Source organism: Georgenia sp. TF02-10 (assembly GCF_022759505.1).
GTDB lineage: Bacteria > Actinomycetota > Actinomycetes > Actinomycetales > Actinomycetaceae > TF02-10.
Window position 1 is genome coordinate 1,686,929 of the sequence record NZ_CP094289.1, and the last position, 14,869, is coordinate 1,701,797.

General features: G+C 73.0%; 14 protein-coding genes. 7 read left to right on the plus strand and 7 right to left on the minus strand.

Translation table 11 applies throughout. The features are described from left to right. Position 1 precedes the first annotated feature (1 nt). The 4 genes from MF406_RS07595 to MF406_RS07610 are packed head-to-tail and all read right to left on the minus strand — an operon-like array spanning position 2 to position 4,762. Complete coding sequence (locus tag MF406_RS07595) at positions 2–1,774, minus strand: hypothetical protein (protein WP_242897357.1); 1,773 nt, start codon at positions 1,772–1,774, stop codon at positions 2–4. Beyond that, on the minus strand, positions 1,771–3,456 hold the full coding sequence (locus MF406_RS07600; RefSeq protein WP_242897362.1) for a hypothetical protein: 1,686 nt from the start codon (positions 3,454–3,456) through the stop codon (positions 1,771–1,773). The genes MF406_RS07595 and MF406_RS07600 overlap by 4 nt, the downstream gene beginning before the upstream one ends. After that, positions 3,453–4,010, minus strand: a complete 558-nt coding sequence (locus tag MF406_RS07605) for a BREX protein BrxB domain-containing protein (RefSeq protein ID WP_242897363.1) — start codon at positions 4,008–4,010, stop codon at positions 3,453–3,455. The genes MF406_RS07600 and MF406_RS07605 overlap by 4 nt, the downstream gene beginning before the upstream one ends. Beyond that, positions 4,007–4,762, minus strand: coding sequence for a hypothetical protein (locus MF406_RS07610; RefSeq protein ID WP_242897369.1), 756 nt, complete (start codon positions 4,760–4,762; stop codon positions 4,007–4,009). Before MF406_RS07610 ends, MF406_RS07605 begins: the two co-directional genes overlap by 4 nt. 275 nt (positions 4,763–5,037) lie before the next feature. Here MF406_RS07610 and MF406_RS07615 point away from each other — a divergent pair, with 275 nt between their 5' ends. From MF406_RS07615 to MF406_RS07640, 6 genes are all read left to right on the plus strand, one after another. Beyond that, positions 5,038–5,409, plus strand: coding sequence for a hypothetical protein (locus tag MF406_RS07615; protein WP_242897370.1), 372 nt, complete (start codon positions 5,038–5,040; stop codon positions 5,407–5,409). Between the two features lie 654 nt (positions 5,410–6,063). Then, positions 6,064–6,987 (plus strand): pentapeptide repeat-containing protein, encoded by a 924-nt coding sequence (locus tag MF406_RS07620; RefSeq protein WP_242897372.1) that lies wholly within the window; start codon positions 6,064–6,066, stop codon positions 6,985–6,987. 222 nt (positions 6,988–7,209) lie between these two features. After that, complete coding sequence (gene fabG, locus MF406_RS07625; RefSeq protein ID WP_242897374.1) at positions 7,210–7,923, plus strand: 3-oxoacyl-ACP reductase FabG; 714 nt, start codon at positions 7,210–7,212, stop codon at positions 7,921–7,923. 178 nt (positions 7,924–8,101) lie between these two features. Further along, positions 8,102–8,869, plus strand: coding sequence for an enoyl-ACP reductase FabI (gene fabI, locus MF406_RS07630; protein WP_242897375.1), 768 nt, complete (start codon positions 8,102–8,104; stop codon positions 8,867–8,869). After that, positions 8,866–9,438 (plus strand): histidine phosphatase family protein, encoded by a 573-nt coding sequence (locus MF406_RS07635; protein ID WP_242897376.1) that lies wholly within the window; start codon positions 8,866–8,868, stop codon positions 9,436–9,438. Before fabI ends, MF406_RS07635 begins: the two co-directional genes overlap by 4 nt. A gap of 205 nt (positions 9,439–9,643) precedes the next feature. Next, positions 9,644–9,811 carry a hypothetical protein gene (locus tag MF406_RS07640; RefSeq protein ID WP_242897377.1) on the plus strand — a complete coding sequence of 56 codons (168 nt, stop codon included), beginning with the start codon at positions 9,644–9,646 and terminating at the stop codon, positions 9,809–9,811. A 292-nt stretch (positions 9,812–10,103) separates the two neighbouring features. On the opposite strand, the gene serB is transcribed toward MF406_RS07640, so the two are convergent. Both serB and MF406_RS07650 read right to left on the minus strand, forming a co-directional pair. Beyond that, entirely contained in the window at positions 10,104–11,006 is a 903-nt protein-coding gene (gene serB / locus MF406_RS07645) for a phosphoserine phosphatase SerB (RefSeq protein WP_242897379.1), read from the minus strand. Between the two features lie 145 nt (positions 11,007–11,151). After that, the gene (locus MF406_RS07650; RefSeq protein ID WP_242897381.1) at positions 11,152–12,396 is read right to left on the minus strand and encodes a glucose-1-phosphate adenylyltransferase; all 1,245 of its coding nucleotides are present in this window, start codon (positions 12,394–12,396) and stop codon (positions 11,152–11,154) included. 279 nt (positions 12,397–12,675) lie between these two features. Here MF406_RS07650 and glgA point away from each other — a divergent pair, with 279 nt between their 5' ends. Continuing rightward, positions 12,676–13,917, plus strand: coding sequence for a glycogen synthase (gene glgA, locus MF406_RS07655; RefSeq protein WP_242897382.1), 1,242 nt, complete (start codon positions 12,676–12,678; stop codon positions 13,915–13,917). Positions 13,918–13,961: 44 nt separating this feature from the next. Here glgA and MF406_RS07660 read toward each other — a convergent pair whose 3' ends face one another. After that, positions 13,962–14,765: a hypothetical protein gene (locus MF406_RS07660; RefSeq protein ID WP_242897384.1), complete on the minus strand. Its 804-nt coding sequence runs from the start codon at positions 14,763–14,765 to the stop codon at positions 13,962–13,964. Between the last annotated feature and the right edge of the window lie 104 nt (positions 14,766–14,869).

The window sequence follows — 14,869 nt, forward strand, 5'->3', positions numbered from 1 at the left end:
GTTAGCCCTTCACCACAACGCTGTCGTTGCCGGTTAGCGCGTCGAGGAGTTGCGTGCGCAGATCTCCGATGTACTGCTCGATCTCGTCCGGGCTGCTCAAGCTCGCCGTCGATACCCTCACCGCGGCGGTCTTGGCAGCAGGGGTCGTGAGCCGGAGAGCCGCCTCAAGTGCGCGTGAGGCGCGCTGCGGGATGGCATCGAGTTCAGCGGTCCACCCCTGGAGCGGTCGGGCCTGCGCAGCCGCCAGCACGGCGGAAGGATCGGCCAGGTTTGGCTCGGGCTCCGCTGCGAGGTGGTGTTCCGTGAGGAGTGCCTCGCGCTGCACCTCGTCGAGAGCCTTCCACGACGGCTGCTGTTCGAGGCTCTCGACAGCTTTCGCGCGGGCGTCGCGCAACGCTGCCGCCGCTTCGTGGATCGCATCGCGAAGTGCGTCGGCCAGGTCCTTGACGATCGGTGCGACGGGGTCGGAGTCGGCGAGGAGATCGCGGCTCGCGGCCAGCGCGTCGAGACGGTCTCGGGCGACCGACGCGGTGTCCAGCCCCGCGGCAGACGTCGCAAGCGAGCGCGCCAATTCGAGCGAAGGCGTCCGGCTCTTGCGTCGACGCTCAAGATCCCCGAGCCGGTCGTTGAAGCTCGTGAGGGCGTTGCTCGCGGCTAGGAGGGCGTGCACGCGGTCGTTGCCCGACGCACTGATGATCACCTGGATGTTGCCCGGCACGGTGATGTCCGGGAGCGGAGCGGGCCCGCTCACGTCCTTCGCACGATCAACGAGCGACTTGACGGCCTGTTCTACGGCCGAGACGAGTCCATCGTTGTCGGTCGGGAACCCGAGATTGCTCAGCACCTGCCGTGCCTGGATCTTCTCGGCGGACTTGAGGACCGTTACCTCGCGGCGGAGCTGCACATTGCCTAGGCGAGTCTGCTTGAGCACGTCGGCCGTAGTCGCGTCGCTCCCGTTGAGCATCGCTCGGATTATCCCGGTGTCGAGGAGCACCCCGAGGGCCGCGATGAGCGCATCCCGAGGCCAGCCGAGAGGCTTCGAAATGACGGCCTTCTCAACGTCGCTTGCAGACCTGCCAGCCGGGCCGATGTGGCTGAGAACCTCCTTGATGACGCGGTGCTGCTCGGGGTCGGCGTCGTGCTGGACGGCCTTGAGCGCATCCGCCGCCGATCCGCTCCTCACCCGTGCGATCACCTGCGCCCACCGATTGTCGTCAGCCTCGGCAAACCGCGGGAACAGGCGGGTCGCGGCATCCTGTGCACCGGCCTCGATGCGCTCGCGCAGGCTGAGCCCGCTCGGTGCCGCGCCGCCGCCGAGGAGCACGTTTGCCTTGGAGATCACGTCGCGGACGTGTGTGTTCACCTGGTCCGTTGCGCGGTTGAGACGGGTCTGCATCGCGCTTCGGGCCTGCTTGCCCTCGTCGTCCTGCGGGATGCCCTGCTGGTCGATCACTCGCTGCGCGGCGACCTTGTTGCGGACCGCTGCCGCAAACGCCGGGGCCTGGAGGCGGGGAAGGTGAACGAGGACGATCGGCGAGTCGACACCGAGGCTACGGGCGGCCTCGTCAAACTGCTTCGCGGTGATCCCCTCGTCCCACTCCGAGCGGAGCCACACCGGGATCGCCTCGGAGTCCGGCGGAAGCGAGGCGTCGGCATGCAGTGCAAGTTTGCGCGACTCCTTGGCGCGGCCCTGCTGGATTGTCGCGGGTAGAGCCCGGCTAATCTCGGCGAGGAGCAGCGCGTCGCGCTCGGTGCTCACCTCGCTGTCGGTCACCTGCGCGTGGTGCCTGCGGAAGGCCTCATCCCACTCGCGGCCTGCCCTGGTTTGGAGGCGGAACTCCTCCCCGTCCTGCTGGAGAACGCCCTCCTCGGCGAGTGCTTCCAGCACGGCGGGTACTTGCTGCCGAAGCCGGTCGCCGTCGTGGCGAGATCCTCGACGAGCAGATCGACGAGATGGTCCGCCGTCGCACGCACGCCGATGTCGCCGTGGCCCGACGTCGGGAGCAGACTGATGAGGTGGACCAGGCCGAGGATGCGGCCGCGCAGGGCGTCCTTCTGCCCCTGCTCGTGGATCAGTGTCTGCGTCTCCTTGAGGAGCAGCCCCGCGCCGTTCAGATCTTCGTTCTTTTGGGAGTAGAGGAAGTCGGCACCGACAACGGTGCCTACGGCCTCGGGTGCGACCTTGCGGTTTGCCTCGTGCACGATGCGGAGCTGGGAGCGCAGCTGACCGGCGCGGCCGGCGTCGGCCTGGCGGAGCACGCTCTCCCAGAATCGGCGACGCACCGGGAGCAGTGGGTAGTCCTCGGCGAGGTCCCTGTCATCGGCCGTGGTGTGCTGAATCTTGGTGCCGATGAGCTGCCGGGAGATCTGGCCCGCGACCGATGACAACGTGCTGTTGAGACCGGGCTTCTTCGCGGGCTCCTTGCTGAGTAGCACGCGACGGACGACGGCGTCGACGTCCTGGTTTTTGAGGACGACCTTGACGGTGAAGCGATCCTGGATCTTCTGGAGCGTCGAATCGGCCGTGAGCTCCTGTTGACCGGTGGCAACGAGCAGCACCCGGCCGTCGAGTTCCCGAGACACCGACTCCACGAGGTTCTGCACCTCCATGGCGCGGCCGCCGTCGCCGCTGATGTACTGCTGCACCTCGTCGAGGACGATCAGCGACGGCGGAACCTGGCCGCCGCCGACGTACTCAAGAATCTTCTTGAGCAGCGCGATCGTCTCGTCCGTGGAGAACGACCGCGTGTCCGGCGGAAACTGGCCGCGAAGCGCGGCACGCACTTCCTTGGCCGATGCGGCGAACTCCGGGTCCGAAGCGAGGATGGCGTTCGCGAGCAGCGTGCTGAGGTTGTACTCGCCCAACTCCTCGATGACGTCGCCGCCGTTGGCAGTGACGTGGTCGCGGACAGCATCGAGGTCCCCCTTGCCCGCGAGCCACAGGGCAACTTGGGCGGGCGCGACGCGAGTGGGTAGCCCCGCCGCTCCGAGCACGATCGAGAGGAACACGGAGTTGAGGGTGTCGCCGCTACGGTCAAGCGCTCCTGCGGCGGCCCACGGGGCGGCACCATCGCGGCGGCCGAGCGTGGTCAGTTCCGTCAGCTGATCCTGGATGCCCTGCGGGATGTTCGTGAGGCCGCGCGCTGTAGCGGCGTTCGGAAACTTCGTGTCGGCCCACAGGTGCTGAAGCACGCGGACCAGGTGAGACTTACCGCTCCCGTAGAAGCCCGAGACCCAGACCGCGGGCTGCGTCGTCCGGTTCCGGTGCCCGGTGTAGGAGTCGAGGATGCGGTGGAGGCCGTGCTCGTACTCGCCCTCGCAGACGAAGCTCTCCAGTTCGTACTTGAGCACGTCCCACTGGTTGGAGTCCTCGGGACGGTCGACGTTGGTCACACCGTCGTTCGGAATCTCGAAACTCAGCGGGGGCCGGACGAAAAGGTCGTTGTTGGTCGTCACGCGAGGTCCTTCTGCGGGTCGATGACACGGGCGCGGTAGTTGAACCCGTCCCGTGCGTCGAGCAAGCGGAATGAGTGAGTCTCCGGGTCGTGGAGCCCGGGGAAGAGCACGAGGAGGCGGCCGGTCACAGCGGAGTCGACGGACTTGATCACGCTCGACGCTCGAAGGAACGGGAAGATCGAGCCGATGCCGACGAGCGCCACGACGGCGCTCGCGGGTGCCGCTTCGAGGGACTCGCGAATGCGGGCGACCAGAGTCTTCTCAAACTGGTCAAGGATCGACGGTGTCAGGTCGCTCGGCTCCTCGTAGAACGCCTCCGCATGCCGGTGCGACGACAGCCAACTCCCGAAGTCGTCGGTGACATCGAGGACGACCCACGCACGGCCCGCCTGCGTTGTCGCCAGCTCCATGCTCGGCAGCGCGTGCCGGATCTGGCGTTCGAGGTCGGGCGGGTAAACGAGCATCCAGACTCGTTCCCCGCCGGAGACGTTTTCATTCCATCTCAAGGACAACTCGGCCTTGTAGGCATCGACGAGGTCAGAGACGCGGCTCATGCGGCACCGCCGAGACCCGGAAAGGACACGTCAACCACGTTACCCGCGACGAGCAGGTCGAGAAGACCTTGGGTGTGCGCGTCGCGCAGCGCCTCCAAGGTGCGGCCAGGAGCGATCCCGAGGATCTGCGACCACGGGTTGTCGAGGACGCCGAGCCCGCGCCCGCCGGCCAAGTGCCCCAGGTAGGCCGCGTAGGCGATGGCTGGCGGGCGGGCCTCCACGTCAAGGCGCACCTTCTTGGCGCGACCCGCAAGGTGACCGGTCTGGGTCCAGCAGGCTCCGGTGTTGCGGCCCGTCTTCCCGAGCGTCGACTCCGACATCTCGGTGCTGAACTGTGTGCCGACGGCAGCGGTGAGATCTGCCGACGTCACGCTCCACCCTGGGGGGAGGTCCGCAATCGCGGAAAACGAGGCGCGGAGCACCTCGTCACGGGTGACGGCCAGCAGCCCCGCAAGCAGCGGGCGCGACGAGGGGTCGATCTCCCAGAAGTGCCGCAACGCCGTGAACTCGGGGCGGCCCGGGTCCAACAAGTACAGCTCGCGCAAGTGGCGAAACGAACGCTGCCGACCGGCCTGCGTCGGACGGCCGAGGACGTTGCCCTCGACGACCGCCTCGCGGTACCGCTCGGCGGGCGCATCCGACGGCACCTCGCGCAGAAGCTCAACCAGGTGGGGTATGCCGATCGTGTGGCTGGTTGTCGTCCGCAACGTGCCGAGGGCAAAGTCGCCCCCAGTGGCATCGGAACTCGTCATCTCTCGGTGCTCTCCCCAGTCAGGCGGGTGTGAAGCAGACCGCTGTGACATCCGCGCCACTCTCAACTACGTGCAGTTCAAACGGTAGCGGACGGCACCCACATAGTCAGGCTGGACGCCACGGGGCGAGCGGTGGTCGTCGCCACCGGTGCTACCCTACCGGAGGTCTCTCGGTGACAATAGATCATGGACCGCGCGCATGCCACGGGCGCGGCTCCTCGCGAGCCAGCGAGTACGGGCCGACCGCCGTGGTCACCGGGGAGTACTGACGGCTGGTGCCTGCCGTCTCATTCCCGAGCGTCAAGCTGCTGCTCATCCGCGACGGCGCGACCATCATCAACGACGACACCAACGACATCCGCGCCGAGGTGGGCGACGTCGTCGTGCTCCGCTCCAACACCATGGCGAGCGGCACCCCCGACGACCGGGTGACCATCTCGACGATCTACGGCGAGACCGAGCACATGTTCCAGCACTGGTGTAGTCGGCCACGCCACCATCGACGCCCCCACCGCGGGGCCCCTCCGGCTGCCGTCCGTGTAGGAGCTCCCGTCGTACGTCAGAGTCGTGCCGTCCCATCTGGTCCGCGGGCGCTGGAAGATGGGCAGCCACCGCTGGTCGAGGTCGTCGACGACGATCACGGATGAGTCGGTGCAGGACACTCGTGAGGCTTCCGTCATCGTCCTGCCTCTGCGCGGGTGGTGCATCCAGCATCGCACGAGAGCCGGCGCGCCCGGCGGGCCGGGCAGCGCACCACGTGCCGCTGCCGCCGTCTTCAACCGTCAACCAGCGGGTCGGCGCCGGCCGGGGCGGCGTCGTCCGGCGGCGGAGCTCTCGGCTCCTAACCGGTGTTGACGTCGGAGCTCGCGGGCGGTAGCCGATCCTGGACCCGACTCCCTACGTCCCGCCAGCGTGTGCGTCGCGAGGATGCCGGCCGACGAACGACAAAGGCCCGCTGGGGTGCGTCGCGGTTGGCACGGTGGTCCTCGGGAGCGACTGCTGTGACGGTCTCGGTGTCGGTTCCCAGAGGTGGCGCTGGACCGGCTGGCATGGTTCTCCTACCCCCGGGACGACTCGCCGACGTAGGCCACAGGGTCGCCCTCGACGAGCCCGCTTCCTCCCTGAGCCGTGCCGCCTCCGCCGTCGATGTCCAAGGCGCATGCCGTGAGGATTGCGACGGTCGCCGCCGCGCATACGCAAGCGAAGGCAGCCCGACTCGTGCTGTGCCATGGTCGCCTGGACAAGGACAGCCCGCGCAGGAGGCAGGAGGAAGACCGCGATGCGGACCACGAGGACAGCCGGTGGTTGACCAGCCCGCCGCACCGGTGGCGAGCCGGGAGGCGCTGCGGGCCGACTGCGGCTCCTGCTTCGCCCTGTGCTGCGTCGCGCTGTCGTTCGCCCGGTCGGCGGACTTCGCGATCACCAAACCGGCCGGCGACCCGTGCCCGAACCTCGCCGCCGACGACAGCTGCACGATCCACGCCAGACTGCGCCCGAGCGGGTTCAAGGGCTGCACGGTCTTCGACTGCTTCGGCGCCGGCCAGAAGGTGTCGCGCCAGACGTTCGACGGGGTGAGCTGGCGCGCCGACCCGGAGACGCGGGCGCAGATGTTCGCGGTCTTCCCGGTCGTGCGTCAGCTGCACGAGGTGCTCTGGTTCCTGAACGAAGCCCGGATCGCGACCGGGGAAGCCGACCCCCTGGTGATCGAGCTCGCCGCGGCGACCACGCGGGTCGAGGCGCTCACCCTCGCGCCGGCCGCCGAGATCCTCGACATCGACGTCGACGCCGTCCGCGGCGACGTGCGCCCGCTCCTCCTCGCGGCGAGCGAACGCGTGCGCTCCCGCTACGCCCGGCAGCGGGGCACCCGTGGCGCCGGGCAGGACACCGCAGGGCCCGCCAGGCCCGGCCGGAAGGGACAGCCGCGCACGGCCGACGCAGGATCCGTCCCCAGGGTCGGCCCGGGAGCCGACCTGATCGGCGCCAGGCTCCGCCGCCTCGACCTGCGCGGCGCCGACTTGCGCGGCGCCTACCTCATCGGCGCGGACCTCAGCGGGAGCGACCTGCGCGGGGCGGACGTCCTGGGCGCCGACCTGCGCGACGCCGAGGTCACCGGCGCCGACCTGTCCGAGGCGCTGTACCTGACCCAGACCCAGGTGAACGCCGTGCGGGGGAACGCCGCGACCAGGCTGCCGCCGGGGCTCGACCGACCCACGCACTGGTCCTGAGCCGGGGGCGCGGCCGGACCGCGCACTGGGCCTGAGCCGGTGGTGCGGCCGGCCGTCACGCCGCAGCGCGGGCGGCAGGCCGGACGGCGCCTCCACCTGAGCGACGACCGCCACGCCCGCGGTGCCGCCCCCGCCCGCGGTGCCGTTTCCGCCCGCCCCGCCGCCGTCGCCCCGCCGTCGGCCGGTCCGTTACCGTGGGCCCGCACCGAGCAGAGGAGATCCATGAGCGAGCCTGGGCGCAGCGTCCTGGTCACCGGCGCGAGCCGCGGCATCGGCCGCGCCATCGCCGAGCGGTTCGTGGCCGCGGGGGACCGGGTCGCCACCCTGGCCCGCTCCGGCGACGTGCCGGACGGCGTGCGCGGCGTCGTCGCCGACGTGCGCGACACCGCCGCCGTCGACGCCGGGTTCACCGAGATCGAGGCCGCGCACGGGCCGGTGGAGGTCGTCGTCGCCAACGCCGGCGTGGCCCGCGACCAGCTCCTCATGCGGATGAGCGACGAGGACTTCACCGACGTCCTGGAGACCAACCTCGCCGGCGCCTTCCGGGTGGCCCGCCGGGCCAGCAAGGGCATGATCCGGCTGCGCCGCGGGCGGATCATCTTCCTGTCCTCCGTGGTCGCCATGTACGGCAGCCCCGGCCAGGCCAACTACGCCGCCGCCAAGGCCGGCCTGGTCGGCATGGCCCGGTCCATCACTCGTGAGCTGGGCGGGCGGGGGATCACCGCCAACGTCGTGGCGCCGGGCTTCATCGACACCGCCATGACCGCCGCGCTGCCGGAGAAGACCCAGCAGCAGTACCTCGGCGCCATCCCGGCCGGCCGCTTCGGCGCTGTCGAGGACGTCGCCGCCGCGGTGGAGTTCCTCGCCGGGCCGGGCGCCGCCTACGTCTCCGGCGCCGTCCTCCCGGTCGACGGCGGCCTCGGCATGGGCCACTGACGACGCAGCCGGCCGCCGGCCCGGTGGGTTCAGAGGCGGCCCGGCGGCGGGCCCGCCGCGGCAACGGACGGGCCGCCCGCCGTCGGCAGGCCAAGATGGACCAGCGAGCCCGGCACCCGCGCGGCGCCAGGACACCAGCGAGCCCGGCGCGGTGCGCCGGGAGAAGGAGAGGAACGCCATGGGACTGCTCGAGGGGAAGACCCTCCTCGTCACCGGGGTGCTGAAGGACAACTCCATCGCCTTCCACGTGGCCCGGCTGGCGCAGGAGCAGGGCGCCACCGTCGTGCTGACCTCCTTCGGCCGGCAGCTGCGGCTGACCGAGGTCACCGCCCGCCGGCTGCCCAGCCCGGCGCCCGTGGTCCAGCTCGACGTGACGAACGAGGAGGACCTCGCCGCGCTCGGCGACCGGGTCCGGGAGCACGCCGACCGCCTCGACGCCGTCGTGCACTCCATCGCGTTCGCGCCCCAGTCCGTCATGGGCGGGAACTTCCTCCACGGGGCCTGGCCGGACGTCGCCACCGCGCTGGAGGTCTCCGCCTACTCGCTGAAGTCCCTGGCGGTGGCCGCCCGGCCGCTCCTGGGCCGGGGCTCGGCGGTGGTCGGGATGACCTTCGACGGGTCCGTCGCCTGGCCGGTCTACGACTGGATGGGCGTGGCCAAGGCCGCCTTCGAGGCCACCGCCCGCTACCTGGCCCGGGACCTGGGCCCGGACGGCATCCGGGTCAACCTCGTCTCGGCCGGCCCGATCCGGACCACCGCCGCCACCTCCATCCCCGGCTTCGAGCAGATGGAGAGCGTCTGGGACGAGCGCGCCCCGCTGGGCTGGGACGTCGCCGACGCCGAGCCGGCCGCCCGCTCGGTGGTGGCCCTCTGCTCGGACTGGTTCCCCGCCACCACCGCCGAGATCGTGCACGTCGACGGCGGCGTGCACGCCATGGGGCAGTGACGGCCGGCGACGCCGGGACCGCCGGCAGCGCCGGGACCGCCGGCAGCGCCGGGACCGCAGCAGGCGGCGCCGGTCGCACGCTCGTCCTGGTGCGGCACGCCAAGGCCGAGCCGGCGGGCGACCTCGGCGACGAGCGACGCCCGCTCGCCGCGGTCGGGCGCACCCAGGCCAGCGCCCTCGGCCCGGCCCTGGCCGCCCGCCTGGGCGAGGTGGATGCCGCGCTCGTCTCCCCGGCCCTGCGGGCCACCGAGACCTTCCGGCTGCTGGCGCGAGGCCTGACCGTGCACCAGCACCAGACCCGCGAGGACCTCTACGACGCCGGCCCACGCCAGGTCCTCCGGGCCGTGCAGGAGCTGGACGACGGCGTCCGGAGCGCGCTCGTCGTCGGGCACGAGCCGGCCATCTCCCACCTGGCCACCCTGCTGCACGACGCCCGGGACGACCTGGGCGCGCAGGTCGCCCTGGGGGTCTCCACCGCCACCGCCTGCGTGCTCGAGGTGCCGGTGCCCTGGCGCGAGCTCGACCGGTCGACCGCGCACCTGACCGAGCTGGTCCGCTCCCCGCACTGAGGTCCGGCTGCGGCGCGGGGCACGCCGGGCGTCCGGCGTCCGGCGCTTTCCGTGGCTGGCCGACGGCCGGAGTCCTGGCCGTCACCCGTCGGCTCCGGGGCGTTCGCTGCTGCCCGCCGGTCCCGCAGCCCCGCTTCCCCTCACGGCCGTGGCGGAGGACAATCGTGACCGGGGCCACATCGGGGACCGAGGGAAGGAGCAGACCATGTGCTACGACCGCTACACCGAGAGCCTCTGGCGGGAGCGGTCCCGCCGCACCGAGCAGGAGCAGTCCCGCCCCACCGCCAAGGAGCCGGAGGTCCCGGCTGCGCCCGAGGCGCCGGCGCCCGAGGCGGAGGTCAGCGAGGTCCGCGAGCTGGCGCCCACGCGCTGACCCGCGCTGAACGACGGCGGCCGGCCCCGTGGGGCCGGCCGTCGCACTGTGCGTCACCGGCCCGGTGGGCCGGCTCGCGGTCGCACCGCGTCGTCGAGAGCGAACTGGCCCACCGCCGTCGAACGGCGCCCAGACCTACCGCTGCCGACCTCGTCCGTGTGGTACTTGTGGCGGTATCCGAGCACCGGATACCCGCCACAAGTACCGCACGGACGTCCGGCTTCCTTACCAGACCGGCTGCGCCGCGCTGCTCACGTGCCCCGGCCGCCGAGCCACGTCGCCGACTGCGCGCTCACCGGCCGAGCAGCCCCAGCACGGCGTCCAGCCGCGGGAAGGTCACGGCGGCGTCGGCCTGCTCCTGGACCACCGGCTTCGCGCAGTACGCCACCCCCAGGCGGGCCGCCCGGAGCATGTCGAGGTCGTTCGCGCCGTCGCCGACGGCAACCACCCGGTCCAGGCCCACCCCGTCCTCGGCCGCCCAGGCCCGCAGGTGCTGTTCCTTCGCGGCCCGGTCCACCACCGGGCCGGTGGTCCGGCCGGTGAGGCGGCCGTCGCTGACCTCCAGGGTGTTGGCCACCCAGTGGTCCAGCCCGAGCTCGGCGGCCAGCGGCCCGACCACCTCCCCGAACCCGCCGGACACCACGCCCACCCGCCCGCCGGCGGCGTGCACGGCGGCCACGAGCTCCCGCGCGCCGGGCGACAGGGTCACCGCCGCTCGCACGGCGCCGAGGACGCCGGCGTCCAGCCCGGCGAGCGTGCCGACCCGCGCCCGCAAGCTGGCGGCGAAGTCGAGCTCGCCGCGCATCGCCCGCTCGGTCACCGCGGCGACCTCGGCCCGGGTCCCGGCGTGCTCGGCGAGGAGCTCGATGACCTCGGCAGTGATGAGCGTGGAGTCGACGTCGAGGACGACCAGGCCGGGGCCCCGGGCGGCGAGGTCGCCGCTCGTCACCGCCGCGTCGACGCCCAGCGCCGTCGCGGGCCCGCGCAGCTCGGCACCGGCGGCGTCGGCGGTCGCGCCCGGGCGCAGCCGCCCGGCGAGGGCGACCGCGAACCAGCCGCCGCGGGAGGTGTCGGTCGCGGTGACGCCGTCGGCCACCCGCTCGAGCACCGCCGTCGCGTGGGCGAGGAGGGCGGCGGGTACCGGGCGGGGGGAGACCAGGCCGGCGCGGACGGTCGGCGGGGCGGGCAGGCTCACCCGGCGCAGGCTACGGGCCTTGCCCGGTCGGCGTCGGGCCGTCCGCACCGGGGCCGGCCCGGGGCCAGCCCAGCGTCCGGCCGTCCGCACCGCTGCCCGCCCGGGCCGCCCGGGCCCCGCCGGGCTGCCCGGGCGCCGTGCGCTGTCAGCGCTCGACCACCGTGCCCTTCGGCACCACGGTGATCCCGGCCGGGGTCACGGTGAACCCGCGCTCGCGGTCCCGGTCGTGGTCCAGGCCGACCTGCGCGCCCTCCTGCACCCGGACGTTCTTGTCCAGGATGGCCCGGGACACCGTGGCGTTGCGGCCCACGTCCACGCCGTCGAACACCACCGAGTCGCGCACCGAGGACCAGGAGTTGATCCGTGTGCCGGGGGACAGGACCGAGCCCACCACCTCCCCGCCGGAGATGATCACCCCGGGGGAGATGAGCGAGTCCAGCGCGTGCCCCAGCCGCTCGCGGTGCCCGTAGACGAACTTCGCCGGCGGCAGGCCCACGTACCCGGTGTACAGCGGCCACAGCTCGTTGTAGAGGTTGAACACCGGGAACACCGAGATGAGGTCCTGGTTGGCGTCGTAGAAGGCGTCCACCGTGCCGACGTCGCGCCAGTAGTTCCGGTCCCGGTCGGTCGCGCCGGGCACCTCGTTGAAGGTGAAGTCGTACAGGCCGGCGGCGCCGTCGGCCACGAACCGCGGCACGATCGACCCGCCCATGTCGTGCTTGGAGGTCTCGTCCTGGGCGTCGGCGGTGACCACGTCCACCAGCGCGTCGGCGTCCATGACGTAGTTGCCCATCGACGCGAGCACCTCGTTGGGGGAGTCGGCCAGCCCGACGGCGTCCGTGGGCTTCTCCAGGAACGCGCCGACCTTGTCCGGGTTCGCCGGGTCCGCCTGGATGACGCCGAACTGGTCGGCCAGCGCGAGGGGCTGGCGGATGCCCGCGACGGTGAGCGGGAACCCGGCGTCGAGGTGCTGGGCCACCATCTGGGAGAGGTCCATCCGGTAGATGTTGTCCGCGCCGACGATGACGACGATGTCCGGCCGCTCGTCGTCGATGAGGTTGAGCGACTGGTAGATCGCGTCCGCCGAGCCGAGGAACCAGTGCTTGCCGACCCGCTGCTGCGCCGGGACGGGGGTGACGTAGTTGCCCAGCAGGGTCGACATGCGCCACGTCTTGGAGATGTGCCGGTCCAGGCTGTGCGACTTGTACTGGGTGAGCACCACGACCTTGAGGTAGCCCGAGTTCGCCAGGTTCGACAGGGCGAAGTCGATCAGCCGGTAGATCCCGCCGAACGGCACGGCGGGCTTGGCCCGCTCGGCGGTTAGCGGCATGAGCCGCTTGCCCTCGCCGCCGGCCAGGACGATCGCGAGCACGCGTGGCAACGTCGTCATGGGCCGACCCTAGTGCTGGCCCGCCGGCCTCGCCGGGGGATCGCCGCCGACGGCGGCCGGTACCGGTGGTGGGCGGGCGTCAAGGCGCGTGGGTGGGCGCCGGGGGGCGAGCCCGGACGTGGGTGGGGGCCACCGGGCGGGCCCGGACACCCGAAGGGCCGGCGCCCGGCAGGCCCGGCGCCCGGTGGTCCCGGGCACCGGGCGGTGGGCGCATGCCGGTGCTCCCGGGCATGCTTGGCGCACGCCCGCGCGCCGGCGCGGCACTGACGAAGGGCTGCCATGAGGGTCGACCTGCTCACCCGCGAGTACCCCCCGCACGTCTACGGCGGGGCGGGTGTCCACGTCACCGAGCTCGCCCGGGTGCTGCGCCGGCACGTCGACGTGCGGGTGCACGCCTTCGACGGCCCGCGCCCGGCAGCCGGCACGGACGGCACCGACGACGGCGGCGGCGGGCTGGTGCCGGTCACGGGGTACCAGGAGCCGGCCGAGCTGGCCGGCGCCAACGCGGCGCTGCGGACCTTCGGTGTAGACCTGCTGATGGCGGCGGACCTGGCCGGGACGGACCTGGTCCACTCGCACACCTGGTACGCCAACCTTGCCGGCACCCTGGGCAGCCTGCTCAACGACGTCCCGCACGTCCTGTCCGCCCACTCCCTGGAGCCGCTGCGGCCGTGGAAGGCCGAGCAGCTCGGCGGCGGGTACGCCCTGTCCGGCTGGGCCGAGCGGACCGCCTACGAGCAGGCCGCCGCGGTCATCGCCGTCTCGGCCGGCATGCGGGCGGACATCCTGCGCTGCTACCCGGTGGATCCGGCGAAGGTGCACGTGGTCCACAACGGCATCGACCTGGCCGGCTGGCGCCGCCCGGCCGGCGACGCCGAGGAGGCGGCCGCCGCGGCCACCCTGGCCCGGCTCGGCATCGACCCCACCCGGCCCACCGTCGTCTTCGTCGGCCGGATCACCCGGCAGAAGGGCCTGCCGCACCTGCTCCGGGCGGCCGAGCGGCTGCCCGCCGAGGTCCAGCTGGTGCTGTGCGCCGGCGCCCCCGACACCCCCGAGATCGCCGCCGAGGTCGGCGGGCTGGTCGAGGCGCTGCAGGAGCGCCGCGACGGCGTGGTCTGGGTGGAGGAGATGCTCCCGCGGCCCGAGCTCGTGGCCGTCCTGTCCGCCGCCACCGTCTTCGTCTGCCCCTCGGTGTACGAGCCGCTGGGCATCGTCAACCTCGAGGCCATGGCCGTTGGGCTGCCCGTCGTCGGCTCGGCCACCGGGGGAATCCCGGAGGTCATCGACGACGGCGTCACCGGCGTCCTGGTCCCGCTGGAGCAGGTGACCGACGGGACCGGCACCCCGGTGGACCCGGCGGCCTTCGAGCGCGACCTCGCCGCCGCGCTCACCGCCGTCGTGACCGACCCCGCCCGCGCCGCCGCGATGGGCCGGGCCGCCCGCCGCCGGGTGGAGGAGCACTTCTCCTGGGCGGCGATCGCCGAGCGCACGCTGGCCGTGTACCGGTCCGTCCTGCGCTGACCCGCCCGGCTCCCGGGCGGCGAGCCGTGCGCCCGGTGGGTGACCTACCCGGCCGCGCGGGTGGCGCTCGCCGCGCACAGCGCGCGCCGGGCGGCCCGCTCCACGTGCGCGAGGGCGGCGCCGCGGAGCGCTGCCTGCCCGGCCGAGACGGCACCGCCGTCGTCGTCCGTCGCGAGCGCGACGATGGCGAGCAGCCGGGCCGCCCGCTCGAGCACGTCGACCCGGGCCGGCTCCAGCCCCGGGGGCAGCAGCCGGTCCGGCACCGTCGCCAGGGACAGGTCCAGCAGGTCCTCGGCCAGGTCCGGGCGGTCCCGGGCGACGTCGAGGTCCTCCAGCGTCTCCACCGCGTCGGACAGGGCGAGCTGGATGTCCCGGCGGGCCTGGGACAGCGGGGGCAGCGCGGCCAGCAGCAGGCTGGGCGCCGGCACGTGCGCGGCCAGGTCCGCCGTCACCGTCCAGGTGACCATCTCCCCGCGCTCGACGGCGCTGCCGTACTCCTCCCGGACGGGCACCAGCAGGGTGCACACCTCCGCGCCGGTCTCGCCCCGGCGCCGCACCAGCACCCCCTCGCCGGCCTCGAGCGCCTCCGCGGACCGGCCGGCCGGCAGCCCCATCGGGTCACCCGCCCGCGGCAGGACCGCGGCCACCTCCGTCGGCGCGCCGAGCTCGCCGAGGAGCCCGGGCAGGGGGATGGGCGTCCCCACGATGCCGGCCCGGACCAGGTGCGGGACGTCGTCGCCGACGACGGCCCGGGCGGCCCGGCGGGCGCTCGCGCCGTCGGCCACGGTGGGCAGCCACAGCGCCAGCACGACCGAGGCGGGGAGGGTGAGGATGGCAGGGCCGGCCATGGCGCAACGGTAGTCCGCGGGCCCGGGGGGGACCGGGCGGGTCGGCAGGTCGACCCCGGCGTCCGGTGGCCGCAGGACCCGGTCGCCCGGTGGCCGCAGGACCC